Source organism: Sphingobium sp. ba1, from assembly GCF_000743655.1.
Taxonomy (GTDB): Bacteria; Pseudomonadota; Alphaproteobacteria; order Sphingomonadales; family Sphingomonadaceae; genus Sphingobium.
This window is the reverse complement of sequence record NZ_JPPQ01000069.1, coordinates 1,925,278-1,949,647: the sequence shown is the minus strand read 5'-3', so window position 1 is coordinate 1,949,647 and position 24,370 is coordinate 1,925,278. Positions and strand designations below refer to the sequence as shown.

Annotated in this window: 24 protein-coding genes; 12 read left to right on the top strand and 12 right to left on the bottom strand. The window is 64.6% G+C overall.

Going from position 1 to position 24,370, the window contains the following annotated elements; genetic code table 11:
• Nucleotides 1-64 precede the first annotated feature (64 nt).
• Genes IL54_RS12505 through IL54_RS12485 form a run of 5 tightly spaced genes read left to right on the top strand, consistent with a single transcriptional unit; the run spans nt 65 to nt 5,504 of the window.
• Nucleotides 65-1,135 (top strand): phosphotransferase, encoded by a 1,071-nt coding sequence (locus tag IL54_RS12505; protein ID WP_037476081.1) that lies wholly within the window; start codon nt 65-67, stop codon nt 1,133-1,135.
• Complete coding sequence (locus IL54_RS12500) at nt 1,135-1,662, top strand: VOC family protein (RefSeq protein WP_037476079.1); 528 nt, start codon at nt 1,135-1,137, stop codon at nt 1,660-1,662. The genes IL54_RS12505 and IL54_RS12500 overlap by 1 nt, the downstream gene beginning before the upstream one ends.
• Nucleotides 1,663-1,680: 18 nt before the next feature.
• A complete protein-coding gene (locus tag IL54_RS12495; protein ID WP_037476077.1) occupies nt 1,681-2,844 on the top strand; it encodes an acyl-CoA dehydrogenase family protein in 1,164 nt (387 codons plus the stop codon).
• A 24-nt stretch (nt 2,845-2,868) separates the two neighbouring features.
• Nucleotides 2,869-4,497, top strand: a complete 1,629-nt coding sequence (locus IL54_RS12490; protein WP_037476075.1) for a GMC family oxidoreductase — start codon at nt 2,869-2,871, stop codon at nt 4,495-4,497.
• A 2-nt stretch (nt 4,498-4,499) separates the two neighbouring features.
• Entirely contained in the window at nt 4,500-5,504 is a 1,005-nt protein-coding gene (locus IL54_RS12485; protein ID WP_237748871.1) for an NADP-dependent oxidoreductase, read from the top strand.
• A 128-nt stretch (nt 5,505-5,632) separates the two neighbouring features.
• Here the strand turns inward: IL54_RS12485 and IL54_RS12480 are convergent, their stop codons facing one another.
• Genes IL54_RS12480 through IL54_RS12470 form a run of 3 tightly spaced genes read right to left on the bottom strand, consistent with a single transcriptional unit; the run spans nt 5,633 to nt 8,476 of the window.
• The gene (locus tag IL54_RS12480) at nt 5,633-6,649 is read right to left on the bottom strand and encodes an NADP-dependent oxidoreductase (protein ID WP_037476073.1); all 1,017 of its coding nucleotides are present in this window, start codon (nt 6,647-6,649) and stop codon (nt 5,633-5,635) included.
• Nucleotides 6,646-7,170, bottom strand: coding sequence for a nuclear transport factor 2 family protein (locus tag IL54_RS12475; RefSeq protein WP_037476071.1), 525 nt, complete (start codon nt 7,168-7,170; stop codon nt 6,646-6,648). Before IL54_RS12475 ends, IL54_RS12480 begins: the two co-directional genes overlap by 4 nt.
• The gene (locus IL54_RS12470; RefSeq protein ID WP_037476070.1) at nt 7,163-8,476 is read right to left on the bottom strand and encodes an aromatic ring-hydroxylating oxygenase subunit alpha; all 1,314 of its coding nucleotides are present in this window, start codon (nt 8,474-8,476) and stop codon (nt 7,163-7,165) included. The genes IL54_RS12475 and IL54_RS12470 overlap by 8 nt, the downstream gene beginning before the upstream one ends.
• Before the next feature lie 104 nt (nt 8,477-8,580).
• Between IL54_RS12470 and IL54_RS12465 the strand changes: the two genes are divergently transcribed.
• The 3 genes from IL54_RS12465 (at nt 8,581) to IL54_RS12455 (ending at nt 10,960) form a co-directional block, all read left to right on the top strand.
• Nucleotides 8,581-9,285, top strand: coding sequence for a TetR/AcrR family transcriptional regulator (locus tag IL54_RS12465; RefSeq protein WP_162182227.1), 705 nt, complete (start codon nt 8,581-8,583; stop codon nt 9,283-9,285).
• Between the two features lie 74 nt (nt 9,286-9,359).
• Entirely contained in the window at nt 9,360-10,163 is an 804-nt protein-coding gene (locus IL54_RS12460; protein ID WP_037478553.1) for an SDR family NAD(P)-dependent oxidoreductase, read from the top strand.
• Complete coding sequence (locus IL54_RS12455; RefSeq protein ID WP_156106204.1) at nt 10,160-10,960, top strand: sugar phosphate isomerase/epimerase family protein; 801 nt, start codon at nt 10,160-10,162, stop codon at nt 10,958-10,960. Before IL54_RS12460 ends, IL54_RS12455 begins: the two co-directional genes overlap by 4 nt.
• 111 nt (nt 10,961-11,071) lie before the next feature.
• On the opposite strand, the gene IL54_RS12450 is transcribed toward IL54_RS12455, so the two are convergent.
• The 7 genes from IL54_RS12450 to IL54_RS12420 form a co-directional block, all read right to left on the bottom strand.
• Complete coding sequence (locus IL54_RS12450) at nt 11,072-12,499, bottom strand: dihydrolipoamide acetyltransferase family protein (RefSeq protein WP_337587989.1); 1,428 nt, start codon at nt 12,497-12,499, stop codon at nt 11,072-11,074.
• Nucleotides 12,500-12,530: 31 nt separating this feature from the next.
• Nucleotides 12,531-13,547 carry an alpha-ketoacid dehydrogenase subunit beta gene (locus IL54_RS12445; protein ID WP_037476066.1) on the bottom strand — a complete coding sequence of 339 codons (1,017 nt, stop codon included), beginning with the start codon at nt 13,545-13,547 and terminating at the stop codon, nt 12,531-12,533.
• Between the two features lie 18 nt (nt 13,548-13,565).
• Nucleotides 13,566-14,528: a thiamine pyrophosphate-dependent dehydrogenase E1 component subunit alpha gene (locus IL54_RS12440; RefSeq protein ID WP_037476065.1), complete on the bottom strand. Its 963-nt coding sequence runs from the start codon at nt 14,526-14,528 to the stop codon at nt 13,566-13,568.
• Nucleotides 14,529-14,562: 34 nt separating this feature from the next.
• A complete protein-coding gene (locus IL54_RS12435; protein ID WP_037476064.1) occupies nt 14,563-15,771 on the bottom strand; it encodes an acyl-CoA dehydrogenase family protein in 1,209 nt (402 codons plus the stop codon).
• 1 nt (nt 15,772) lies between these two features.
• Nucleotides 15,773-16,918, bottom strand: a complete 1,146-nt coding sequence (locus IL54_RS12430) for a thiolase family protein (RefSeq protein WP_037476063.1) — start codon at nt 16,916-16,918, stop codon at nt 15,773-15,775.
• Nucleotides 16,919-16,921: 3 nt separating this feature from the next.
• Nucleotides 16,922-17,326: a Zn-ribbon domain-containing OB-fold protein gene (locus IL54_RS12425; protein WP_037476062.1), complete on the bottom strand. Its 405-nt coding sequence runs from the start codon at nt 17,324-17,326 to the stop codon at nt 16,922-16,924.
• Nucleotides 17,327-17,488: 162 nt separating this feature from the next.
• The gene (locus IL54_RS12420) at nt 17,489-18,382 is read right to left on the bottom strand and encodes a helix-turn-helix transcriptional regulator (protein WP_037476060.1); all 894 of its coding nucleotides are present in this window, start codon (nt 18,380-18,382) and stop codon (nt 17,489-17,491) included.
• A 139-nt stretch (nt 18,383-18,521) separates the two neighbouring features.
• Between IL54_RS12420 and IL54_RS12415 the strand changes: the two genes are divergently transcribed.
• Complete coding sequence (locus tag IL54_RS12415) at nt 18,522-19,706, top strand: acyl-CoA dehydrogenase family protein (protein ID WP_052027677.1); 1,185 nt, start codon at nt 18,522-18,524, stop codon at nt 19,704-19,706.
• A complete protein-coding gene (locus IL54_RS12410; RefSeq protein ID WP_037476058.1) occupies nt 19,703-20,068 on the top strand; it encodes a Rieske (2Fe-2S) protein in 366 nt (121 codons plus the stop codon). Before IL54_RS12415 ends, IL54_RS12410 begins: the two co-directional genes overlap by 4 nt.
• A 139-nt stretch (nt 20,069-20,207) precedes the next feature.
• On the opposite strand, the gene IL54_RS12405 is transcribed toward IL54_RS12410, so the two are convergent.
• Both IL54_RS12405 and IL54_RS12400 read right to left on the bottom strand, forming a co-directional pair.
• Nucleotides 20,208-20,957, bottom strand: coding sequence for a ThuA domain-containing protein (locus IL54_RS12405; protein ID WP_037476056.1), 750 nt, complete (start codon nt 20,955-20,957; stop codon nt 20,208-20,210).
• A gap of 14 nt (nt 20,958-20,971) precedes the next feature.
• The gene (locus tag IL54_RS12400; RefSeq protein ID WP_037476054.1) at nt 20,972-21,733 is read right to left on the bottom strand and encodes an SDR family NAD(P)-dependent oxidoreductase; all 762 of its coding nucleotides are present in this window, start codon (nt 21,731-21,733) and stop codon (nt 20,972-20,974) included.
• Between the two features lie 174 nt (nt 21,734-21,907).
• Between IL54_RS12400 and IL54_RS12395 the strand changes: the two genes are divergently transcribed.
• A complete protein-coding gene (locus IL54_RS12395; protein ID WP_037476052.1) occupies nt 21,908-23,440 on the top strand; it encodes a long-chain-fatty-acid--CoA ligase in 1,533 nt (510 codons plus the stop codon).
• A 215-nt stretch (nt 23,441-23,655) separates the two neighbouring features.
• Nucleotides 23,656-24,078 (top strand): nuclear transport factor 2 family protein, encoded by a 423-nt coding sequence (locus IL54_RS12390; RefSeq protein ID WP_037476050.1) that lies wholly within the window; start codon nt 23,656-23,658, stop codon nt 24,076-24,078.
• Nucleotides 24,079-24,370 lie beyond the last annotated feature (292 nt).

Here is a 24,370-nt window from a genome sequence, read left to right as displayed (position 1 = left end):
GGGACAAGCCCGGCCCGACGCCCCATTGCGTCGGGGAAGAGGCAGCGCAGGAGAGGATGAGGCCGTGAGCGAGGACCGGCAGGAGCGATTCGGAGGGACCGGCGCGGTGCGTGCGGGCCATGGGTTCGACGTCGCGGCGCTCGATGCGTGGATGCACGCCCATGTCGCTGGCTATACCGGGCCGCTGTCGGTCGAACAATTTAAGGGCGGCCAGTCCAACCCGACCTATCGGCTGGTGACGCCGACCCGCGCCTATGTGCTGCGGCGCAAGCCACCGGGCACATTGTTGCCCGGTGCGCATGCGGTAGAGCGGGAATATCGGGTGTTGGCAGCGCTGGGGCAGGCGGGCTTTCCGGTCGCCCCGGTCCATGGCCTGTGCGAGGATGCCGGGGTCATCGGCACGCCCTTCTATGTCATGGACATGGTGGAGGGGCGCATCTTCTGGGATTCGACCCTGCCTGCGCTGACGCCGCAGGAACGGCCTGCCTATTTCGACGCGATGAACGCCGCGATCGCGCAGTTACACGGGATCGATCCTCAGGCGATCGGCCTTGGCGACTATGGCAAGCCAGGTAGCTATTTCGCGCGGCAGATCGCGCGCTGGTCGCGGCAATATCGCGAGGATGAGGCGGCGGGGCGGAACGACGATATGGACTGGCTGGCCGACTGGTTGCCGGGGCAGATTCCCGCAGGCGATGAGACGACTATCGTCCATGGCGATTTCCGCGCCGACAATATGATCTGGCATCCCACCGAGCCGCGCATCCTGGCGGTGCTGGATTGGGAGCTATCGACGCTCGGCCATCCGCTGGCGGACTTCACCTATAATCTGATGATGTATCACCTGCCGCCGCACATCATCGGCGGGTTCAAGGGTGCGGACTTGGTGGCGCTGAATATTCCGTCTCAGGCGGACTATGTCGCGGCCTATTGCGCGCGCACCGGGCGGGACGGGATCGACAATCTGCCCTTCTACCTCGCTTTCAACATGTTTCGGTTCGCGGCGATCATTCATGGCATCAAGGGGCGGATGACGCGGGGCACGGCATCCTCGCCCGAAGCGCAGTCACTGGTCGATACGCTGCCCGAACTGGCGGCGATCGGGCGGCGGACGGCGCAGGGACAAGGCCGTTGATGAACCGGCTGGCGATCCGGCAATTGGCCTATTTCGTGCCGGACGTGCGCCTTGCCGCATTGGCGCATCATCGGCTCCATGGGTCCGGCCCTTATTTCATTGCCGATCATATCCCGCTGCGGCGCTGCGTCCATCGCGGGATGGAGCGGCCGCTCGACCATAGCTCCGCCTATGGCCAGTGGGGCGATATCATGATCGAGTTCGTGCAGCAAAATGGGGAAGGGCCATCCGCCTTTCGCGACATGTTCGCGCAGCCCGGCGCGCAGGGGCTGCACCATGTCGCGCTGTTCGTCGATGATGTGGATGTAGCGATCAAGGACTTCGCGGCGGCGGGCCATGATCTCGCCTGCCGGGCGGAGATGAATGACGGTTTCGTCTTCGCCTTTGTCGATACGGTCGCGGCGCAGGGACATATGACCGAACTCTATGCGCCGGTGCCGCAGCTGACCGATTTTTACGCCATGGTGGCGCGGGCCGCGCAGGATTTCGACGGGAACGACCCGCTGCGCCCGATCCAGTTCAACTGATCCAAGAGGATAGAAGCCATGTTCAGTACGCCGCGCGCGCAGGAAATAGCCGATCGGGTCGAAGCGTTCGTCCGTACCGTTGTTCCGCCCTATGAAGGCGATCCGCGTTGCGGTTTTCACGGGCCGAGCGATGAACTGGTGATGGAATTGCGCGAGAAAGCGCGGGCGGCGGGCGTGCTGACGCCCCATGTCCTGCCCGACGGATCGCACCTGACCCAGCGCGAGACGGCGACCGTGCTGATCAAGTCCGGCCTCTCGCCGCTGGGGCCGCTCGCCTGCAACACCATGGCCCCGGACGAGGGCAATATGTATCTGCTGGGCAAGGTCGGCACGGCGGAGCAGAAGGCGCATTTCCTTGCCCCCTTGCTTGACGGGCGTGGTCGTTCCGCTTTTTTCATGACTGAACCGGCGGCCGATGGCGGGGCGGGGTCGGACCCGTCGATGATGCAGACGACCTGCGTGCGCGATGGCAATCATTGGGTGATCAACGGGCGCAAGGCGTTCATCACCGGGGCGCAGGGGGCGATGGTCGGGATCGTCATGGCCAAGTCCGATGACGGCGCCTGCATGTTCCTGGTGGACCTGCCCGATCCCGCGATCCGCATCGAGCGGGTGCTGGACACGATCGACAGTTCGATGCCAGGCGGCCATGCGATCGTGACGATCGACAATCTGCGCGTGCCCGCCGACCAGATGCTGGGGCAGAGCGGCGAAGGGTTCAAATATGCGCAGATCCGCCTGTCGCCCGCGCGTCTGTCGCACTGCATGCGCTGGCTGGGCGGGTGCATCCGCGCGCACGAGATTGCGGCGGACTATGCCTGCCGCCGGATGGCGTTCGGCAAGCCGTTGGTCGATCATGAGGGTGTCGGCTTCATGCTGGCGGAAAATCTGATCGATATTCAGCAAAGCGAATTGATGATCGATTGGTGCGCCAGCGTGCTGGACGGCGGATCGCTCGGCACCGTCGAAAGCTCGATGGCGAAGGTGGCAGTGTCCGAGGCGCTGATGCGGATCGCCGACAAATGCGTGCAGGTGATGGGCGGCACGGGCGTGACCGGCGACACGATCGTCGAGCAGATCTTCCGCGAGGTCCGCGCCTTCCGTATCTATGACGGGCCGACCGAAGTCCATAAATGGAGCCTGGCCAAGAAGATCAAGCGCGATCATCGCGACAAGGCCTGACCCCACAGCGCAGAGGAGCGACGCATGGCCGACCTGCCCGAACGGTTCGACTATATCATCATCGGCGCGGGATCGACCGGCTGCGTGCTGGCCGAACAATTGTCGGCCGATCCACGCAACCGGGTGCTGCTGGTCGAGGCGGGCGGGCCGGACCGGTCGCCGCTGATCGCCATGCCCAAGGGGATTGCGAAGCTGGTGTCGAACCCGGCGCATATCTGGGCCTATCCGGTCGCCCAGCCGCGCCGCCCGGACGAACCGGCGCAGGAAATGTGGATCAGGGGCAAGGGGCTGGGCGGATCGTCGGCGATCAACGGCATGATCTGGAGCCGGGGCGAGCCGCAGGATTATGACGATTGGGAAGCGGCGGGCGCGACCGGATGGAATGCCGGGTCGATGGTCGCCGCCTTTCGCGCCATCGAGGATCATGGGCTGGGCGGGAGCGCATTGCGCGGGGAAGGCGGCCCGGTGCATGTGACGCCGCGCACCTATCGCTATCCGCTGGCCGAGCGGCTGATCGCGGCGGGCGAACAGATGGGCCTGCCGCGTACCGATGACCTCAACAGCGTGGTCGGGGATCGGGTCGGCTATTATTGCCATAATATCCGTAATGGGCGGCGCGAGAGCGGGGCCAAGATATTCCTGCGCCCAGCGATGAAGCGCAGCAATTTCAAGGTGATGACCGACACGCTGCTGCGCCATGTGCGACTGTCCAATGGCCGGGCGGTCGCGGTCGAACTGCTCCATGGCGAACGCGGGTCGTTCAGCGTGGATTGCGATGGCGAGGTGATCGTCTGCGCTGGGACGATCGAAAGCCCGCAGATACTCCAGCGGTCGGGCATCGGCGATGGCGATGCGCTGGCCGCCGCCGGGATCGCGGTGCGGCATCATAATGTCCATGTCGGGCGGCATATGCTGGAACATCTGTCTTATTCCATGCCGTTCCGCTTGCGGCGGAACAGTGGCATTCAGGGGCGCTATCAGGGGTTGGGGCTGATGGCGTCGGTCGCGCGCTATTATCTGCGGCGGGATGGGCCGATGGCGACCGGGCCGTTCGAGGTGGGGGCGTTCCTGTCCACCGGGGTCACGGGACCGCGCACCGACCTGCAATTGTACCTCAGCGGCTATATGTTTGCGCTGGGCGATGCCAACGATGCCGTGCCGCTCGGCAATATCGACAAGCGGCCCGGTCTCACCGTGTCGGGCAGCCTGCTGCGGCAGAGCAGCGAGGGGGAAGTGCAGGCGCGCGGGCGCGAACCTGGGGACGGCGTGGCGATCACGCCCAACTGGCTGGACAGCGAAGCGGACAAAGGTTCGGCGATTGCGGCGATCCGGCTGATGCGCGCTTATGTGGGGCAAGCGGTGCTGGCGAGCGATGTCGGCGAGGAGCTGATTCCCGGCGCGGCGGTGCAGGAGGATGCGGCGCTGCTGGAGAGTTTCCGGTCACTGTCGACCAGTGGATTGCATGGTGTCGGGACGTGTCGGATGGGCGCGGCGGACGATGCGGTGGTCGATCCAGCGTTGAAGGTTCATGGGGTCGAGGGGCTGCGGGTGGCCGATTGTTCGGTGATGCCGCGTCTCATTAGCGGCAATACCAATGCGCCTGCCATGGCGCTGGGCTGGCGCGCGGCGCAGATCATCTTGGGCAAGGCGTGACGATGGAGAAGGCGATGATGCGGCAATGGCAATTGGCGGACCGACCGGTCGGGCGTGCGCTCGCTGATGGCGACTTTCGCCTAGCCGACGTGCCAATGCCGGTGGCGGGCGAAGGCGAGATGCTGCTGGCGGTGCGCTGGCTGGGTTTCGAGCCCGCGCAAAAGGGGTGGATGGAGAATTTCGGCGGCTATGTCGCGCCGATCGAGCTGGGCGATGTGATGCGCGGCATGGGCGTCGCGGAGGTGGTCGAGAGCCGGGATGGCCGCTGGCCGGTCGGCACGATGGTTGCCGGCATGACCGGTTGGACCGAATATCTGGTGAGCGATGGCGAGGGCTTCGATGTCTGCCACCCCGACCTGCCGCCCCATGCTATGCTGGGGGTGCTGGGGATACCGGGCCTGACCGCCTGGCACGGTTTTCACGCGATCGGCCGCCCGGTGGCGGGCGATGTCGTGGTGGTGTCGGGCGCCGCCGGGGCGACCGGATCGGTCGCAGGGCAATTGGCCAAGGTCGCGGGCTGCCATGTCATCGGCATTGCGGGCGGGGCGGAAAAATGCGCCTGGCTGACGCAGGAGGCCGGGTTCGACGCGGCGATCGACTATCGCGAGGGCAAGGTCGCGGCGCAGCTCAAGGCACTAGCCCCCAAGGGATGCGACATCGTCTATGACAATGTCGGCGGCGTGGTGCTGGACGCGATGCTGGGCCGACTCGCGATCGGCGCGCGGGTGGTGCTGTGCGGCGGGATCAGTCGCTATGAGCAGGGCGGCGAGATTGCCGGGCCAGGCAATTATTTCAACCTGATCCTGCGCCGCGCGCGGATGGAAGGGTTCATTATCCTGGACGAACAGCCACGCTGGGGCGCGATGCGCGATCGGCTGGCGGCGCTGGTGCTGGCGGGGCGGCTGCAATGGCAGGTCGATGAGCAGCAGGGGTTCGAAGCGGCCCCGGCGGCGTTGGCGCGGCTGTTCACGGGCGCGAACCGGGGGAAGCAGATTTTGCGGGTGTGAGGGGGGGAGCCTATCTCCCACCTTATCGCCCTGATTTTGGGTTGGGAGATGGGTCCCCGCCTTCGCGGGGATGACGAAATTGGGGGGCGGTGCGCATTGCGCAACGCCCCCCCTTACGCCGCCGGATTTCAGGTGAGTTTAAGGATCATCTTGCCGTCGTTGGTGCCGTCGAAGAGGCGCATGAAGGCGGGGTAGGCGTTGTCTATGCCCTGTTCGATATGTTCGTCGAACACCAGCTTGCCCTCGCCGATCAGCGCGGCGATGGCCTGGCTGCCTTCGGGGAAGCGGTCGGCATAGCGGGCGATGAGGAAGCCGCGCATGGTGGCGGTCTTGACGATCAGCTGCCAGATGTTGCGCGCGCCGTGGGGCGCGCCATTATATTCGGAGATGAGGCCGCACAAAAGGATTTGTGCGTCCTGGTTGATGTGGCGCAAGGCCGCGTCGAGGCAGACGCCGCCGACATTTTCGAAGACATGATCGATGCCGTCCGGGCAGGCCGTGGCGATGGCTTCGGCGAGCGCTGCTTCGTCCTTGCCGCGATAGTCGATCGCCGCGTCGAAGCCGTAGCGATCAGTCAATCGCGCGCATTTGGTCGCGCCCCCGGCAATGCCGACGACCCGCGCGCCGCGCAGCTTGGCGAGTTGCCCGACCATCGAGCCGACCGCGCCCGCCGCGCCGCTGACCAGCACGGTCTGGCCAGGTCGGGGCTGCATCGCGTCGCTGACGCCGAACCAGGCGGTGAGACCGACCGCGCCCATGGCGGAAAGGTAACTGGTGACAGACGGAGCCGCCGACACGTCGATCGGGTGCATGAAGTCATTGGGGGTGACGAGGCTATATTCCTCGATCGCGTTCAGCCCCATGACCCAATCGCCCGGCTTGAAGCGATCGACGCCGCTGGCTTCGACCGTGCCGATGGTGGAGGCGCGCACCGGATCGCCGATCGCGATCGGGGGCAGATAGCTTGGCGCATCGTCGAGCCAGCCACGGATCGCGGGGTCCAGCGAGGCATATTGGTTGCGGATGAGGATTTCGCCGGGGCCGGGCGTGGGGACCGGGCTGTCCTCCAACCGGAAGTCGCTTTCGCGCGGCGAACCGTCGGGGCGGGAGACGAGGAGGAAACGGCGATTGACGGAGGCGGTCATGATGCGCTGTTTCCCCAGAGGCTATGGACGGGATCGGACGGTCCCTGCGCGCCGCGCAGGAAACCGGCATAAAGGTCGTCGCCGCCACCGGCGGGCTGGCGGACGACCCAGTCGCACACGAAACGCCGTTCGATGAACTGCCAGGTGCCGTTGGTGCGGACGAAGCGGTCGAGATAGCGGCCGCCGGTCAGCATATGGACGGGGTCGCCCTCCTGCCCGCGCGGGGTGGCGAGCGCGGTGACATAGGTTTCGCCCTTTGCGCTGTCACCGTCGACCTCCACCCATTGATGCGCATTGGCGTGGCTGGTCTGGGTGAAGACGGTGCGGACGATGGCGCAGATTTCGCGGGCGAAATCCTGGCCGCTGCCGTTGAAGGGGCCGCTTTCGACATGGCTGTCCGGGTGGAAAAGCGAACCCAGCAACGCCGCATCGGCGCGATCGACGCCCCGGCAATAGGCCGCCGTCAGGTCGGCGATCTGCTGCTTGGCGACGAGGACGTCGATCAGCGCGGGATCAGTCATGGATGCCGCAGACGTCGTTCAGCTTTTCATGGAACATCTGCACCCGCTTTTCCTGATTGGGCAGGATGCCGCCGGTAAAGCCACGCGAATGGAGCCCGAGTTGCTGGCCGATCGCCACGCTCATATCCTGATCGGCGACATCGCCCAGCGACTTGGTGCCGAATTCGATCTTTTCACGCTCGACATGCTGGAAGGGGGTCGGCCCCATCGGTCCCATCACGACGTCGCTGCCGGGCATTTCATGGGCCATGAACCAATGGTCGAAGATGCAGCGTTCCGGGTCGGTCGGGTGCGGTTCGGAGCGCAATAGCTGAAACCCGTCCGGCCACATGGTGAAGGTGATGTTGGGGAAGAGCGTATAGTGGTGATAATCCACAATCTCGCTGTCGCCCATGGTCGCATAATGGGCATAGCCCTTTTCCGCGCCGAGCTTGCGCTTTTGCGCGAGGATGGCGTCGCGCGCCTGGCTGGCGCGGCCTTCATAATCCTTGGGGTCCAGTTCCCAATATTCAAGCGCCTGGGCGAGCGGCATTTCGAGGATGTCGGAGGTGGGATAGCGGCCCGATGGCTTGAGGCCGCGCATGATCATGCAATTATGGCCTTCGGGGTTCATCTCGAAGATGGTGCCTTCCAGCGCGTCATCGATCGACCCGGCAATTTGCGGGTGGAGATTGGGGAGGTGATAGCTTTCGTTGAAATTGTCGCGGATGATCTTCCAGTTGCACGGCACGTCGGAGCTGAGCGCCAGCACGCGCGTCATCTTGCCCATCTGCCATTGTTCGAGCTGTTCGCCCGCAGCGCCCAGCCATGTCTTGAGCGGTGCGGCATCGCGATCCATGGTGAACCAGACGAAGCCGCCCCAGACGGTGCAGGGAATTTCCTCCAGCTTCACCTTGCCGCAGGGTGAGCCGCCGGGGAAATCATCGGGGTCTTGGACATGGGCGAGCGTGCCGTCTGGCGCATATTTCCAGCCATGATAGCCGCAGGTGAGGAAGGGGGAACCGCCGACTTCGGTCCAGGCGAGGCGATAGCCGCGATGTTTGCAGGCATTGTAGAAGGCTTTGACCGATCCATCCTCCTGGCAGAGCATGACCACCGATTCCCGGCCGATATTATGGGTCAGGAAATCGCCCGCTTCCTCAAGGTCGGCGGCCATGCCGCCGATATGCCAAGCCTTGGTCCAGACATGCGCCCATTCAGCGTCGGCCCAGCGTTTCTCATGATAGCGTTCGCCCGTGATACGGTCACCGCGCACGGGCGGATCATAGGCGGCAATCGCGCGGCCCAGGAAAGACTCGATGGTCATGATGCCCTCTCGCTATTTTTTAGTTGAACGATCGACTAAATTTACTCCGATCGGTTGCTGCCTGTCAATATCTTCGCCATAGCTGTCCGATGGGCAGGAAAGCGTTGAAACTAGCGGAAACGACAGGTGGGCCGGAGGGGGCGGCGGTGCCGAAACTCGATCGGCGGCGGGCACCCGATACGGCGGCCAGAATATTGGACGCGGCGGAGTCGCTCTTTTCGATCCGGGGCTATCATGGCGTGTCGCTGCGCGACATTGCGACGCAGGCCGGGGTGCAGGTGGCGCTGACCCATTATCATTTCGGGTCGAAGGAAGATTTGTTCGGGGCGGTGATCGACCGGCGGGCCGACGCGCATGTCGCGGGCATGGCGGACGCGCTGGTGCAGGCGCGGCAGGTTGCGGGCGATCAGGCGACGCGCCGCCGCGCGATCATCCGCGCCTTCATCACGCCCATCGTCGACCGATCGATGCGCGGCGGGGCGGGGTGGAAAAACTATATCCGGCTGATGGCGCTGGTGGCGAACATGCCGCAGCAGGAAGCGTTCATATCGCCGTTTCGCCAGCATTTCGACGATGTGATCGCCGCCTATGTCGAGGCTTTGCGCGCGCTGCACCCGGAGATGGACGAGGGCGATGTGCAGTGGGGCTTCTTCTTCTTCCAGGCGATGATCACGCATATATTGGCCGAAAGCGGCATGTTGGATCGCCAGTCGGGCGGCCGGTTCAGTTCCAGCGATCTGGACGCGATGGTCGAGCGGATGGTGGACTTCGTCGGCGCGGGCTTCACCGGGCTGGGGCGGGTTGCCTAGCATAAAGCCGAGTTTGGTGCGTCGTCCCGGCCCGTTACCTTGGCGCGTAAAATAGATGTGCGAAGGAAGAGATGATGGGCAGGTTGAACGGCAAGACGGCATTGGTGGTTGGGGCTGCGGGCAAGGATAATATGGCGCAGGTCATCGCCCGCCGCCTGACCGCCGAAGGGGCGCGGGTCGCGGTGGCGGGGCGCAAGGCCGACGCGCTGTCCGCCTTTGCCGACGAGATTGGCGGGGTGGCCGTCGCCTGCGACATGACCGACCAGCAGAGCATAAATATGGCGGTGTCCGACACCGAAGCAGCACTGGGCGGGGTCGATATTGCGATCAACGCGACCGGCTGGGGATTGCTCAAGCCGTTTCTGGAGACGACGCAGGACGATCTGGACGCCATGTATGCGCTGCAACTGCGCGGGCCGTTCCAGTTTTTCCAGGCGCTGATCCCGGCGATGGAGCGGCGCGGCGGCGGGTCGATCATCCAGATCAGTTCGGCGACCGCGACGATCATGTTCCACGACCATGCCGCCTATATGGCGACCAAGGCGGGGACCGACCATCTGGTCCGCACCGTCGCCAATGAATTTGGGGCGATGGGCATCCGCGCCAACAGCGTGTCGCCCGGCATCACCGAAACGCCGATGACGGCGGATGCGGCGGCGGTGCCAGGCTTGATGGATGCGTTTCGCAAGGGCTATCCGCTGGGCCGTTATGGCACATCGGAGGATGTGGCCGAGGCGTGCGTGTTCCTGGCCAGTGACGCCTGTTTCATGACGGGGCAGAATTTGCAGGTGAATGGCGGGCTGACGCTGCGCGCCAATCCGACCAAGGCGGATATCGAGGCGTCGGTTGCCGCCGCGATGGCTGCTGCCGGGGCGTGACGCGGGACCGTTTGCCACCACTCTGCATGGCGTCGGGCATCATGCCCGAAGCGACGCCGCTGCAATTGGTGGAGGCAGCGGCACGGGCCGGTTTCGATTATGGCGGCATGTGGTTCGAGGCGGCGGAGTGGACGGATGCGACGACGCGGCAGGTGAAGGCGGCGCTGCGCGACACGGGCCTGCCGCTGATCGACATTGAAGTGGTGTGGATCAAGCCGGGGCCGCCCGATCCCGATCATCTGCGGCTGGTTGATGTGGGGATGGAATTGGGCGCGCGGAACGTGTTGTGCGTCAGCAGCGATCCCGACGACGGGGCGACGCGCGACAAGCTGGCGATGCTGGCCGAGCGGGCGGGCGATGCGATCCGCATCAATCTGGAATTCGGCATTTTTACCGAGGTTAAGACGATCGGGCAGGCGAGCGCGATACTGCGCGCGATTGATCATCCGGCGATGGGCCTGTTGATCGACGCGCTGCATTGGCGGCGGTCGGGTGGGACGTTGGCAGAGGTGGCGGCGGTGCCGCGCGCGTGGCTGAGCTATGTCCAATTATGCGACGCGCCCGACCCCGGCGCGGACCCGGCCGACGCGGACGCGATCCTGACCGAGGCGATCGACGGGCGCGTGGCGCTGGGCGCGGGGGGATTGCCGATCGAGGCGCTGTTGGACGCGATGCCGCAGGGGTTGCCGGTGGCGATCGAGGAACGGTCGATCGCGTTGCGGGAGGGGTGGCCGGACCTTAACGAACGGGCGGCGCGGATGTTGGCGACGACGCGGGCTTGGATGGCGGGGCGGTAGCGAACCGGGCTGGCTTCCCGGTCCGTTCGCCCTGAGCCTGTCGAAGGGTTTCCCTTCTTGAAGAAAGGAAGAGGCTTCGACAGGCTCAGCCTGAACGGTGTTTTTTGGCGCCTACCCAACCAGCAGCGTCGGTTCCTCAATCAATCCCTTGAGCGTGCGCATGAAGTCCGCACCCACTGCGCCGTCGATCGCGCGGTGGTCGCAAGAGAGGGAGAGCTGGACGATGGTGGCGAAGGCCAGCGCGTTGCCGATTTCGATCGGTTGGCGGTTGCCAGCGCCTACGGCCAGGATCGCGCCCTGCGGCGGGTTGATGATCGCATCGAACTGGTCGATGCCGAACATGCCGAGGTTGCTGATCGAAAAGCTGCCGCCCTGAAACTCGTCGGGTTGCAGTTTGCCGGTGCGGGCCTTGTCGGCCAGCGCCTTCACCGTGCGCGAGATGGCGGCGACGGAGAGGGTGTCGGCGCCTTTCACGATCGGGGTGATGAGCCCCTTGTCGGTCGCGACGGCGACGGCGATGTCGGCGCTGGCGAAGCGATGGATCTCATCGCCATGGACCTGCACATTGACGTCGGGATGGCGGGCGAGCGCCAGGGCGCAGGCGCGCACGAGATAATCATTGATGCTGGGCGCTTCGCCGGTCGCTGCCTTTGCCTGCGCGCGCAGGCCCAGGATCGCGTCGATCCTGACGGCCGAGCGCAGGTAGAAATGCGGGATGGTCGATTTGCTGTGGCTCAGCGCCTTGGCGATGGCCTTGCGCATCGGCGACATTTTGACGATTTCCGTGCTGCCTGCGGCCGGGCGGGCGAAGTCGACCGCTGCCGGGGCCGGGGCCGGGGGCGCAACGGCGGGAGCTTCCACGGGTTTAACCTTGGCCAGCACGTCCGCCTTGCCGATGCGGCCCTTGGGGCCGGTGCCGGTCATGCCCGTTAGGTCAACGCCATGCTGCACCGCGAGGCGCTTGGCGAGCGGGCTGGCGAAAACCTCACCCAAGGCGTTGCCGACGGGCGTCAGGTCCACCGCCGCGCCGCCGCCGATCGCGACCGGGGGCAGGCTTGCCTGCTGCACGTCCTGGAAGGTCAGACGACCATTGGGACCGGAGCCGGTGAGCGCGGTGATGTCCACGCCATTCGCCTGCGCAAAGGCGCGGGCGGCGGGGCTGATATTCGCATCGTCGGCGATGGCGACCTGTGGTGCTGGTTCCGGTTCCGGCGTAGCGGGCGGCGGCGAGGCGGCACCAGCCTTGGACGCGACCTTGGTGTCGGCGGGCTTGAACCCGGCGACAAAGGCATCGACCTCGTCGGCGCTGACCTGATCGTCCGGTCCCGCCAGCACGGCGATCAGTTCGCCCACGGCGTAAGTGTTGCCCTGCTGGGCGATGAGGCGCGGGAACATCCCGTCGGCCTCGGCCTCGATCTCGTTGGTGATCTTGTCGGTTTCGATGAGGGCGAGTAGGTCGCCCTTCTTGAATGGCACGCCTTCGGCAACCATCCATTCGGCAACGACGCCTTCAGTCATTTCTATGCCCCATTTGGGCATCGCATATGCGCGCAGAGTGGCCATGATATGCTTATCCCCGCCGATAGGATAGGAGCTGCACCGCCGCCGCCACGATCTTGTCGGACGAGGGCAGATAGGCGGTTTCGAGTTCCCGTGCGAAGGGGACGGGGCTGTGTGGCGGTGTCACCATCTCGATCGGCGCCTTGAGCGAGGCGAACGCCTTTTGCGCCACCAGCGCCGACAGGTCGGTCGCAAAGGAGCAGCGCGGCGGGGCTTCATCGACGATCAGCAGGCGGCCAGTGCGCTCGACGCTGTCGAGGATCGCCTCGACATCCAGCGGGCTGGTGGTGCGCAAGTCGAGCAGGTCACAGCCGATGCCATCCTGGGCCAGCTGGGCCGCCGCCTTTTCGGCAAAGCCAACCATCATGCCGGTGGCGAGAATGGTGATGTCATCGCCCTGCGTGACATGCCGGGCATGGCCGAAGGGGATGGTGTAGTCGCCATCGGGCACTTCCCCCTTCACGCCATAAAGCGCCTTATGTTCAAGGAAGATCACCGGATCATCGTCGCGGATGGCCTGGGTCAGCAGCCCCTTGGTATCGGCAGGGGTGGAGGGCATGACGACCTTCAGCCCCGGCATGGCGGTGACGAACTGGTGGATCACCTGGCTATGCTGGGGCGCGGCGTTGAATCCCGCGCCATAGGGCATGCGGATGACCAGCGGGCATTTGGACTTGCCGCCGAACATATAGCGGAACTTGGCCGCCTGGTTCCAGATCTGGTCCATGCACACGCCGATAAAGTCGGCGAACATGATTTCGGCAATGGCGCGCTTGCCGGTCAGCGCCGCGCCGGAGGCCGCGCCGATGATGGCGCTTTCCGAAATGGGCGTGTCGATCACGCGGTCAGAGCCATATTTGGCCCATAGCCCGCCCGACGTGCCCCATATGCCGCCGATCGCTTCGGGGCCGCCGGGCGCGCCATGGCCGCCGACGATATCCTCGCCCAGCATGATGACGCTGTCGTCCCGTTCCATTTCCGCATCGATCGTGTCGCGAATGACGTCGCGGATCATTTTGATAGCCATGTGTCGATCCCTCTGGCGTCAGTAGCTGATATAGACGTCTTCCAGGACGTCGGCAGCGGTGGGGCGAGCGGCGGTCTGCGCTTCGGCAACCGCGCGGTCGATCAGGTCGGTGACTTCGGCATCAACCGCGTCGAGTTCGGCCCCGTCGAGCAGCTTGGCTTCGGTAACGCGCGTGCGGAAGGTCTTGAGGCAGTCGCGCTCCTCGCGGATGCGGTCAAGTTCGCCGGGGCCGCGATAGCGTTGCGGATCGCCCTCGAAATGGCCGTAGAAACGCTCGCAATCCAGCTCGATCGAGGCGGGGCCGTTGCCTGCCTTGCAATAGTCGATCAGCTCGCGCATCGCGTCATAGACGCTGAAGAAATCGATGCCATTGGCCTTGATCGCCTTCATGCCGAACGCGGCAGAGCGGACGGTCATGCTTTCCGCGCCGACGGCATAGGCTTCGCCGGTATGTTCGGAATAATGGTTATTTTCGAACACGAAGATGACCGGCAGTTTCAGCACCACCGCCATGTTCATGGCTTCGAATGTCGTGCCCTGATTGCACGCGCCGTCGCCGGAGAAGGCGATGGAGACGGTGCCATTGCTCTTGGCGGTGATGCCCGCGCCCACCGCGATCGGTGCGCCCGCGCCGACGATGCCGTTCGCACCGAGCATGCCGACGCCCATATCAGCGATGTGCATCGATCCGCTCTTGCCCTTGCACAGGCCATCGCGCGATCCGTAGATCTCCTTCATCATCGCCATGACGTCGCAGCCCTTGGCGATGCAATGGCCATGGCCCCGGTGGGTCGAGATGATATAGTCGGTCGGCCCCAGATGCTCGCATACGCCCACGGCGCAGGCCTCCTGGCCCGCATAGAGGTGGGTGAAGCCGGCGATTTCGCCCAGCGCGATCTCATCGTGCAGACGCTCTTCGAACAGGCGGATCGTCTTCATCTGACGATAGGCCCGGATCAGTGCCTCGCGGCTCAATTGCATCTATTCTCTCCTGGTCGATCGACTCTGGTGGCGGTCACAGCCCCAGCACCGTTTTTGCTATGATATTGCGTTGAACCTCATTGGTCCCGCCAAAGATGGTCCAGGCGCGCGAATTAAGATAGCGCGGCGCAGCAAGTTGCGCGGGCTTGCCATGGAGGGCAGGCGGCGCCTGATTGCCGTAGAGCGGCCGCTGTTCCTCCAGCGCAATGCCGGCATAGCCATAAAGCTGGACCGCGAGGCCATCGACCTGCTGGCGCAGGGTGGACGCGACCAGCTTGGACAGCGAGGTTTGTGGGCCGGGCGGCAAGCCCTTGGCCATTTCGGCCAGCACCCGCATCTCGGTCATTTCGAGCGCCTGCGCCTCCAGTTCCGCGCGGGCGAGTCGCGCCATATAATGCGGGTCGTCGGCCATGCAGCCGCCCTTGCCGTCGGGTTCGCTCAGGGCGGCGGTGCGCAGCTTGGCGATGTCCGACAGCAATTTGGGGGCGTGGCAGGCCCCGCCGCGCTCATTTTCCAGCAGGAATTTGGCGATGGTCCAGCCCTGGCCTTCTTCGCCCACCAGATGATCGAGGGGGGTCACCGCATCGTCGAGATAGACTTCGTTCACCTCATGGTCGCCCGCCAGCCCCATGATCGGGCGCACTTCGATGCCCGGCTGCGCCATGTCGATCAGCAGAAAGCTGATCGCGCGCTGCGGCTTGGCGGTCGGGTCGGTCTTGGCGAGGCAGAAGATGTGCGAGGCGTGATGGGCGTGGGTGGTCCACAGCTTGCGGCCGTTGACGACATAGTGGCCATCCTTACGTTCCGCGCGCGTCTTGAGGCTGGCGAGGTCGGAGCCGGAGCCGGGCTCGGAAAAGCCCTGGCACCAGAAATCCGTGCCATCCAGGATGCGGGGCAGGAAATAGGCTTTCTGTTCGTCCGTGCCGAAATGGCAGATGACCGGGCCGAGCAGCTTGAGGCTCAGCACCGGCAGGCTGGGCGCGTCGGCGAGCGCGCATTCCTTTTCAAAGATATAGCGCTGGATCGGCGTCCAGCCGGTGCCGCCGCAGTCGGTCGGCCAGTTATAGGCGAGCCAGCCTTTGGCGCGCAGGATCGCCTGCCACTCGCCACCGATATCGGGTTCCACGAACACGCCCGGCGTCGCGCGCATGCCTTCGCGCAGATGCTGGGGCAGATTATCGTTGAGGAATCGGCGGACTTCGGCGCGGAAGGCCTGATCCTGGGGGGAGAAATCTAGGTCCATCTTATCGTTCCAAAATGGTCACGCCGGAAATGCCGGGCGCGCCGTAGACATGGGAATAGGCCGTACGCGGATCGCCGGGCACTTGCCGCCCGCCGCCAAGCCCGCGCAGTTGCAGCGCATTTTCATAAACCTGGCGCAGGCCCGACGCGCCGATCGGCTCGCCACAGGCCAGGCACCCGCCATCGGTGTTGACGGGCAGGCGACCGTCGACATTGGTCCAGCCATTGGCCAGCCATTCTTCCTGATCGCCGTCGGCGCAAAAGCCGTTTTCGGCCATGTGCATGATTTCCGCGCCGGATTCGGTGTCCTGCAACTGGGCGAGGTCGATATCCTCGGGGCCAATGCCTGCCATCTCATAGGCCGCCTTGCTGGCGAGCAGGGTCGGTGCGCCGCCGCGTTCTATGTCCATCGACGGGGCGAAGACCTCGAACGATCCGGGCGGGCGGGTGCGGATGACCGCCGCCTTGATCCGCACCTGATCGCGGCCGAGTTCGCGCGCCTTTTTGGCGCTGGCCAAGACCAGCGCGACGCCGCCTTCGGCCGGCGAGCAGAACATATATTTGGTCAGCGGGTCGCTGATCATCGGTGCGTTGAGGATGGTGTCGAGATCGACCGGCGCGCGCCGCCAGGCATGGTCGGCATGGACCGCGTTGCGAAACGCCTTTTCCGCGACGCGGCCCAGCGACGTCGGGCTGATGCCGTGCAGCGCCATATAGCGTTGCAGCTTCATCGCGAAGAACTGCGTCGTGACCATGAAGCCCGCTTCGCCATACCATTCGGGCAGACTATATTCGGCGGGCATGGCGTTGAACGCGCCGCGCGGATGCTTGTCGAAGCCGATGGCGATGCCGACATCATGCGCGCCCGACGCGATCGCCTGCCAGGAACCGATCAGCGCCGATCCGCCGGTGGCGCAGCCATTTTTGACATTGATGAAGGGCAGCCCGGTCAGGCCCAGTTCGTTGACGATCGTGTCGGCATTGCCCGCCGAATCCGATCCGCCGAACCCGAATTGCATGTCCGGCCAGGCAAGGCCTGCGTCAGCCATGGCGGCGCGGGCGGCGTTGGCCCCCTGTTGCAGGCCGCTCAAGCCCTCGCTGCGGCCAAAGGGGTGGATACCGATCCCGACGATATAGACGTCCTGCATCGATCAGGCCTCCGTGACGGGGGTAAAGGCGTAGAGGCGGATCGCATCGCCATTGGTGGCGATGGCGAAGTCGGTCGTGACCAGGTCCATCGCCATGCCGATCGTCAGGCTATCGAAGTCCGCGCCCACGATCTGCGTTTCCACGATCGTCGCACCCGGCAGTTCGACATAGCCGATGGCGAAGGGGGTGAATGCTTCCGGCCCGATATAAGGCGGCGATTTGGGGCGAAAGCGCTGGACTGTCCAGGACCAGAGCGTGCCGCGGCGCGGCAGGTCGATCGGCTCCCAGCGCGCGGCATCGTCCGGGCAGGGAAAGACGATCCGCCCCGTATCCCGGTTGCGGCCGCCGATCAGGGTCGGTTCGGGTGTTTCCCGAAACAGTCCCTGCGCTATCGCTGATGCGCCCAACGTCTAAGCCCTCTCATTCTTGTGTGGAGCCACTATGGGAAGCGGAACGGGCGAAGGCTTCTGTAAGAAAGCATAGGTTGGCAGCGTCGTTGGCCGCGCGGGCACAAAAAAAGGGCCAGCCGGTCGCCCGGCTGGCCGTATATTTTCTCAGGGGGAGAAACTTTATTTCGCGGCGGCCGACGCCTGCGTTTCATGCGGCAGATGCGGCACCATGACGGCGGCGACATTGCCGAGATAGCCAAGCTGCGTCGCCTTGAACACGGTCTGGCTGCGGTTGACCGCCTCCAGCTTGATCGCGGCATTATGGATGTGGAAGCGCACGGTGGCGCAGCTGCGGCTGAGGATCATCGCGATTTCCGCGTCGGTCTTGCCCACCGCCGCCCAGCGCAGACATTCCACTTCGCGCTTGGAGAGGCGGCAATTTTTGGGAATCCAGGGGCGCTGGCTGCTGACGCGGGTATAGCCGTTGACGAAGCGCCGGGCATGATATTCGAGCTGGTCGCTATAGAGATCGAACTCGCGCGACAGGTCGTCGCGCTTGTCGTTGATCGGCGAAAAGCTGATCGCGGCGATCTGACCAAAGGACATATGCACCGGCACGACGATCACCGCCTTGGCATTCACTTCGCCTTCGAAGAGGCTGAGGTCGATCTGGTCGAGTAACGGATTGGGCGCGCGGGTATGGATGCCATGGGCATTGGCCCAAAAAGGTTCATTTTCGTAGCGGCAGGCGAAGGGCAGGGGCGAACTGAGCGCGAGCAGCGGCTTTTGCCACCATTGTTCCTTGGTCGAGGGCCAGCCGAACACGGCGCTGGCCAGCACTTCGCCTTCCGCATCGGTCATCGGCGATCGCGACGCGATATTGGCGCAGGCCGCGACGCGGAAATTGCCCAGGTCGCGGGCAATATCGCGCAACGCCTCCGCCGCCGGCCTGATGTCGGCGGGCGCGAAAATAGCGGTTGGAACCTGCCTGCCCGAACGGAAATCGGTCGCCACTTTTGCGGCTTGTCCGGTATCCTTGCGGGGGGCGACGAGCGTGTCACCTGATCTCTCCATGCGCTGGATGCTATTATGGGCAGGGAGTGCGGGCAAGCGACAAAAACCTATGACTAGCGTTAGGTTTTAGGCGCGCGGGGCGCCCATGCGGAAACTAGCGGAATATCCAGTCCACGCCCTGCCCGCTGCCCGTGCATAAATGCGTCATGAAACAGCAACAGCCGGACGGCGCAGCGCGCGGTCCAGCCATGACAATCCGGGGGATGGTGGCTTGAATTTCGATCTCAGCGATGAGCAGGCCATGCTTCGCGACCTTGTGCAGCGTTTCGGGGCGGACCGCTATGACGCCGCCAAGCGGCTGGCCTATCTGCGCGAACCGCGCGGCTTTGCCGACGCCAATTGGGCGATGTTGGCCGAAACGGGCTTGCTGGCGTTCGCGCTGCCCGAAGAAGCGGGTGGCTTTGGCGGTTCGCCGGTGGACATCATCACGGTGATGGAAGCGCTGGGGCGCTTCGTTGCGGTGGAGCCGGTGCTGCCCGCGCTGATCCTGAGCGCGGGGCTGGTGGCGGCGGCTGGCACGCAGGACCAGAAAGACGCGCTGCTGCCCGCCATTACCGGCGGCGAAGCGATCGTCGCTTTGGCGCTGTTCGAGACGCAGGCGCGTTTTGGCCTGGACCGATTGCGGACGCGGGTGACCGCGGGACGCATCAGCGGGATCAAGCAGATGGTGCTGGGCGGCGGCCATGCCGATCGGTTCATCGTCGCCGCGCGCGCAGGCGACGGCGCACCGCTGACGCTGCATCTGGTCGAGGCGGGCGCGCCGGGGGTCAGCATCGACCCCTATCGGCTGGTCGATGGCTCGCATGCCGCCGATGTTCGCTTTGCCGATACGCCCGCAGAACCGATGGCGGGTGGCGAGGCGGAACTGGCAGGCGTGATGGATCAGGCACGGCTGGCGGTCAGCGCCGAACTGCTCGGCCTCATGGAAATGATGTTCGCCGCGACGCTCGACTATCTCAAGACGCGGCAGCAATTCGGCCAGGCGCTCGGTAGTTTCCAGGCGTTGCAGCACCGCATGGCCGATTGCTATGCGCGGCTCGAACTCAGCCGGTCGCAACTCTATCGCGCGGCGGGGGCTGGCGCGGACGGGCGGGCGGCAGCGATCATCGGCGCCAAGGCCTATATCGCCCAGAGCGCGGTGCATATCGGCGAAGAATCGGTGCAATTGCATGGCGGCATCGGCACGACCGAGGAATTATTGGTGGGTCAGGCGTTCAAGCGGGTGATGGCGCTTGTCACGCTGCTTGGCGATGTGGATCATGACATGGACGCCTATAGGACGATGACGACCAAGGCCGCACGAGAGGATCAGGCGCGCGCATGACGGAAAGCTATCATCGGGTGGTCGAGGCCAGCGCGATCGAGGAGCGGGCGATGATGCCCTTCATCGTCAATGGCTGGCCGGTACTGCTCTGCAAGGATGAGGGCCAGGTTCACGCCCTCATAAACCGGTGCAGCCACGCCGCCGCGCAACTGGCGCCGGGCGGCCGCGTGCGGCGCGGCGCAGTGATGTGCCCGCTGCACGGCGCGCGCTTCAAGCTGGACAATGGCGAATGTCTGGGCGGGGCGGGATATAAAGCGCTCAAACTCTACCCCTGGCGCGAAAGCGCGGACGGATGGATCGAGGTGGCGGTGCCGGACGAGGCTCCGGGCGCGGAGCATCTGCCGGTCAAGCCGTTGGGGTGAAGCGGGGGGCTAAATCCTCCCCTGTAAGGGGAGGGGGACCACGAAGTGGTGGAGGGGTGTCGCCCTATCGATAGCGCGACACCCCTCCGTCAGGGCTACGCCCTGCCACCTCCCCTGCCAGGGGAGGATTTTAGGTAATTTACTCCCCCTTGCACCACGCAATGCCCCGCCGCAGCAGGTCGTAGAACACCGGCAGATCCCAGGCGCAGCGGTCGATGGTGGGCCACCAGTCGAGGAAGGGCTGCATGTCATAATGGCTGCGGCAATGGCCGAGCGTGTTGTAGAGGACCGCGCCTTCGCCCTGCGCCTTGATATATAGGACGGGGTGCCGGTCCTGCGTCCATTGATGCTCGTCGAAGCCGGTCGCTTCGCCCGCAAATTCGGTGTCGAGCAGGACATGGAGATCGCCATGCCGTTCCATAAGATACAGCTCGTCGGTCGTTTCGAACGGTTCGATGCCGCGGGTCAGCGGGTGATCGGCGTCGGCGACCTCTACCCGGTAGGGGGCGATCGGCGGGTGGGCGATGAACTGACTGCCCAGCGTTTCCATCATCAACGGTGCCCAGCGCGGGCTGCCATAAAGGCCATTGTCGAACAGGCGCAGCACCGAATTGGTGCCGTGCAGCGCATACCAGCGGCCACCATCGCGCACCCATTGGCGCAACGCTTCCTGCGCGGGCAGGGGCGGCACGACGTCGCACGTATAGGTGATGAGCATGTCGGCGGCGAGAATGGCGTCGAGATGACCATAATCCTCGAACACGCGGGTCCGCACGCGCGGGTCTTCGCCCAGCAACTTCAACAGCTCCAGCCGGGCGAAGTCCATGTCGTGATAAAGGCCGCCGACGATCAGCACGCAATTGATGCGGGCGGGCTGTGTCTCGCTCATGCTATCGTCCCCGCTTAATATTGCACGCCCTTGGTGATCCCGCCGTCGATCAGGATGTTGGCCCCGGTCATGTAGCGGCAGGCGGGTGATGCGATGAAGGCGATCGCCTTGGCCAGTTCCTCGCCCGTGCCCATCCGGCCGAAGGGGATTTGCTGGAGGATGCCGTCATGGAAATCGGTCATATTCTTCTTGATATAGGCCCAGGGGCCATCGTCGGTGTAGATAGGGCCGGGCGAGACGCAATTGACGCGCAGCCCTTGCGGCGCATGTTTCTGCGCCAGCGCGGCGCTGTAGTTGATGACTGCAGCCTTCAGCGCATTATAGGGCTGCGGCCCCATAAATTCCTCCAGCGCGCCGGTGGACGAAATGGTGACGATCGACCCGGCATCCGACTGTTCGAGCGCGGGTAGGGCCGCGTGGATGCCGCGCACCAGCGGCAAGATGTCGCCGTTCAGCACCGTGGTCCAGGCTTCGGGCGTGTCCACCCCCGGATTGACCGAGACGAAGGAAATGAAGATGTCGCAGCCGCCCAGTTCCTGCGCGGCGCTGCTGACCCAATTGGGGAAGGCTTCCGCATCGGTGACGTCCACCGACGCGCCGATGCCGCGCACGCCGAGCGCCTGCACTTCGGCCACGACGGCGTCGACCTTGTCCTGCGTCCGCCCGCACAGCGCGACGTCGCAGCCTTCGGCGGCCAGAACCTTGGCAACGGCCCGGCCGATGCTGGCGTTGGCGCCTGCGAGAATGGCTTTGCGCCCCTTCAGACCAATGTCCATGACGGCATCCTTTCCTGTTCACACGGTATTTGCCCGCCTGTTTATCGGCAAAGGAGCGGGGCTGCACTGGCAAAAGCGTCAGGGGCGTTAGCACTCAAGATATGACCCTTAGCGATTGTGAGAGGGGGACGGCACGGCTTTTGCCGCTATGCTGCGGCCCGCAATGGAGGGTGTATGGGGACGGATGCGATCAGAGTAGCGGACCATGTCAGGGCGCATGCCGCCGCGACGCCCGACGCCATCGCCCTGATCTTCGAAGGGCGCGAGACGAGCTATGGGGCGCTCGACGCACAGGCGAGCCGGGTGGCCAATGGCCTGATCGCGGCGGGTTATGGCGTGGGCGATCGGATCGCCTATCTCGGCAAGAATCGCGATGACTATTTCGGGCTGTGGCTGGGTGCGGTGAAGGCCGGGCTGGTGATGGTGCCGGTCAACTGGCGGCTCGCCCCGCCGGAGGTCGCCTATATCCTCGCCGATGCAAGGCCACAACTGATCGTCGTGGAGCCGGAGTTTCTCGATCGGGTGGCGGACAGCGGGGCGACGATCCTGCTGGCCGACGCGGGCGAGGGGCATCCGCTCTTTGCCGACTGGCGCGACGCGCAGGATGCCGCCGATCCGCGCCGCGATGTCGGCTATGACGAAGCTGTGCTGATGCTCTACACATCAGGCACCACCGGTAACCCCAAGGGCGCGATGCTGTCCAACCGCAGCCTGCTCGGCCTGCGCGCCTCGGTGCCTGCGGCGGAGCTGCCCGACTGGTATCGCTGGACGGCGCAGGATGTATCGCTGATCGCGATGCCGATCTTCCACATCAGCGGATCGGGCTGGGGGCTGTGGACCTTGCAGCATGGCGCGACCGGCGTGGTGGTGCGCGAGTTCGACCCGACGCGGGTGCTGGACCTGCTCGTCACCTTCCGCATTACCAAGATCATGCTGGTGCCCACAGCGCTGCGCATATTGTGCGATCATCCCCAGGCGGCCGACACGGATTTCAGCTTCCTCAAGACCATCTGCTATGGTGGCTCTGCGATCCCGCTCGACCTGTTGCGGCAGGCGATTGCGGTGATCGGTTGCGGCTTTGCGCAAATGTACGGGATGACCGAGACGGCGGGGACGATCATCGGCCTGCCGCCGCAGGATCACGACCCGCAGGGGAGCGAGCGGATGCGCGGCATCGGCGTGCCATTGCCCGGCGTGCGGGTGCGGATCGCGGACGAGGCGGGCGAGACGCTGCCGGCGGGTGAGATTGGCGAGATCATGGTTGCGTCGCAGGCGTGCATGATCGGCTATTTCGACCGACCCGACGATACGGCGCAGGCGCTGGATGCCGAGGGCTGGTTGCGGACCGGAGACGCAGGCCGGATGGATGCCGATGGCTATTTGTACCTTGCGGATCGTATAAAGGACATGATCATCACCGGCGGCGAGAATGTCTATCCGGCGGAGGTCGAAAATGCGCTCTACAGCCATCCCGCCGTCGCCGATGTCGCGGTGATCGGCGTGCCGGACGCGAAATGGGGCGAGGCGGTCAAGGCGATCGTCGTGCCGGTGGAGGGAAAAACGCCCGATCCCGCTGCGCTCATCGCTTGGGCGCGCGAGCGGATCGCGGCCTATAAAGCCCCCAAGACGGTGGAGTTCCGCAGCGACCTGCCGCGCAACCCATCGGGCAAGATATTGCGCCGCCTGCTGCGGGATGATTACCGTTAGAATGTGATAACGTTCTGGTTGAAATCCTCAACCTCCGTTCGTTTCGAGCGAAGTCGAGAAACATTGCGCGGCGTTTCTCGACTTCGCTCGAAACGAACGGGGCAAGTGAAGGCATCGCACTAAACGATTTGTCGCTAAAACCTGCGATTTCCGGCAGGTTGCCGCGCGTTGCCGAGGGCATATCCTGCGCTGACACATAATCGAGGAGAGGCGTTTTGACCGCCAATTTCACCGGGCCGATCGAGGACCGGATCGCGATCCGCGAATTGCTGGAAACCTATGCCGATGCGGTCAATCGCGTCGATCAGGATCTGTGGGCGTCGCTCTGGGTCGAGGACAGCCATTGGGATCTGTCCCATTATCCAGAGCTAGGCATCGTGTCGGGCAAGGACGCGATCGTTGCCCTGTGGGCGGGCGCTATGCCGCATTATCCGCAACTCAGTTTCCTGGTGAATCCCGGCATGATCCGCGTCGATGGCGATACTGCGGAGGCGCGGGCCTATTTCTCCGAAGTCTATGCCGAGCCGGAGACGGGCAAGGATAAGCGGGCGCGGGCTTGCTATAATGACAAGCTGGTAAAGCGCGACGGGCAATGGTTCTTCCAGAGCCGGTCCTTCACCATCATCCACCAGACCTGAAAACAGGCGCTAGTCCCGCCCACTCGCTCTCCATGAGGGGGTAGGAATTGACCCGGCCGCTTGAGAGCGACCGGGTCTTTTTTGGCTTAGGCCTGAAGTCCCTGACTTTGAAATGACCGTTCGTGCTGAGTAGCGACTGAGCTTGTCGAAGGCGCGTATCGAAGCATCTGCGCCTAGCCCAATCCTTCGATACGCCATTTCGACTTCGCTCAATGGCTACTCAGGACGAACGGACCGATAGCATCGCAGCCGATCATTGCGCGGTCATGCCGCCGTCGATGACGAGTTCGGA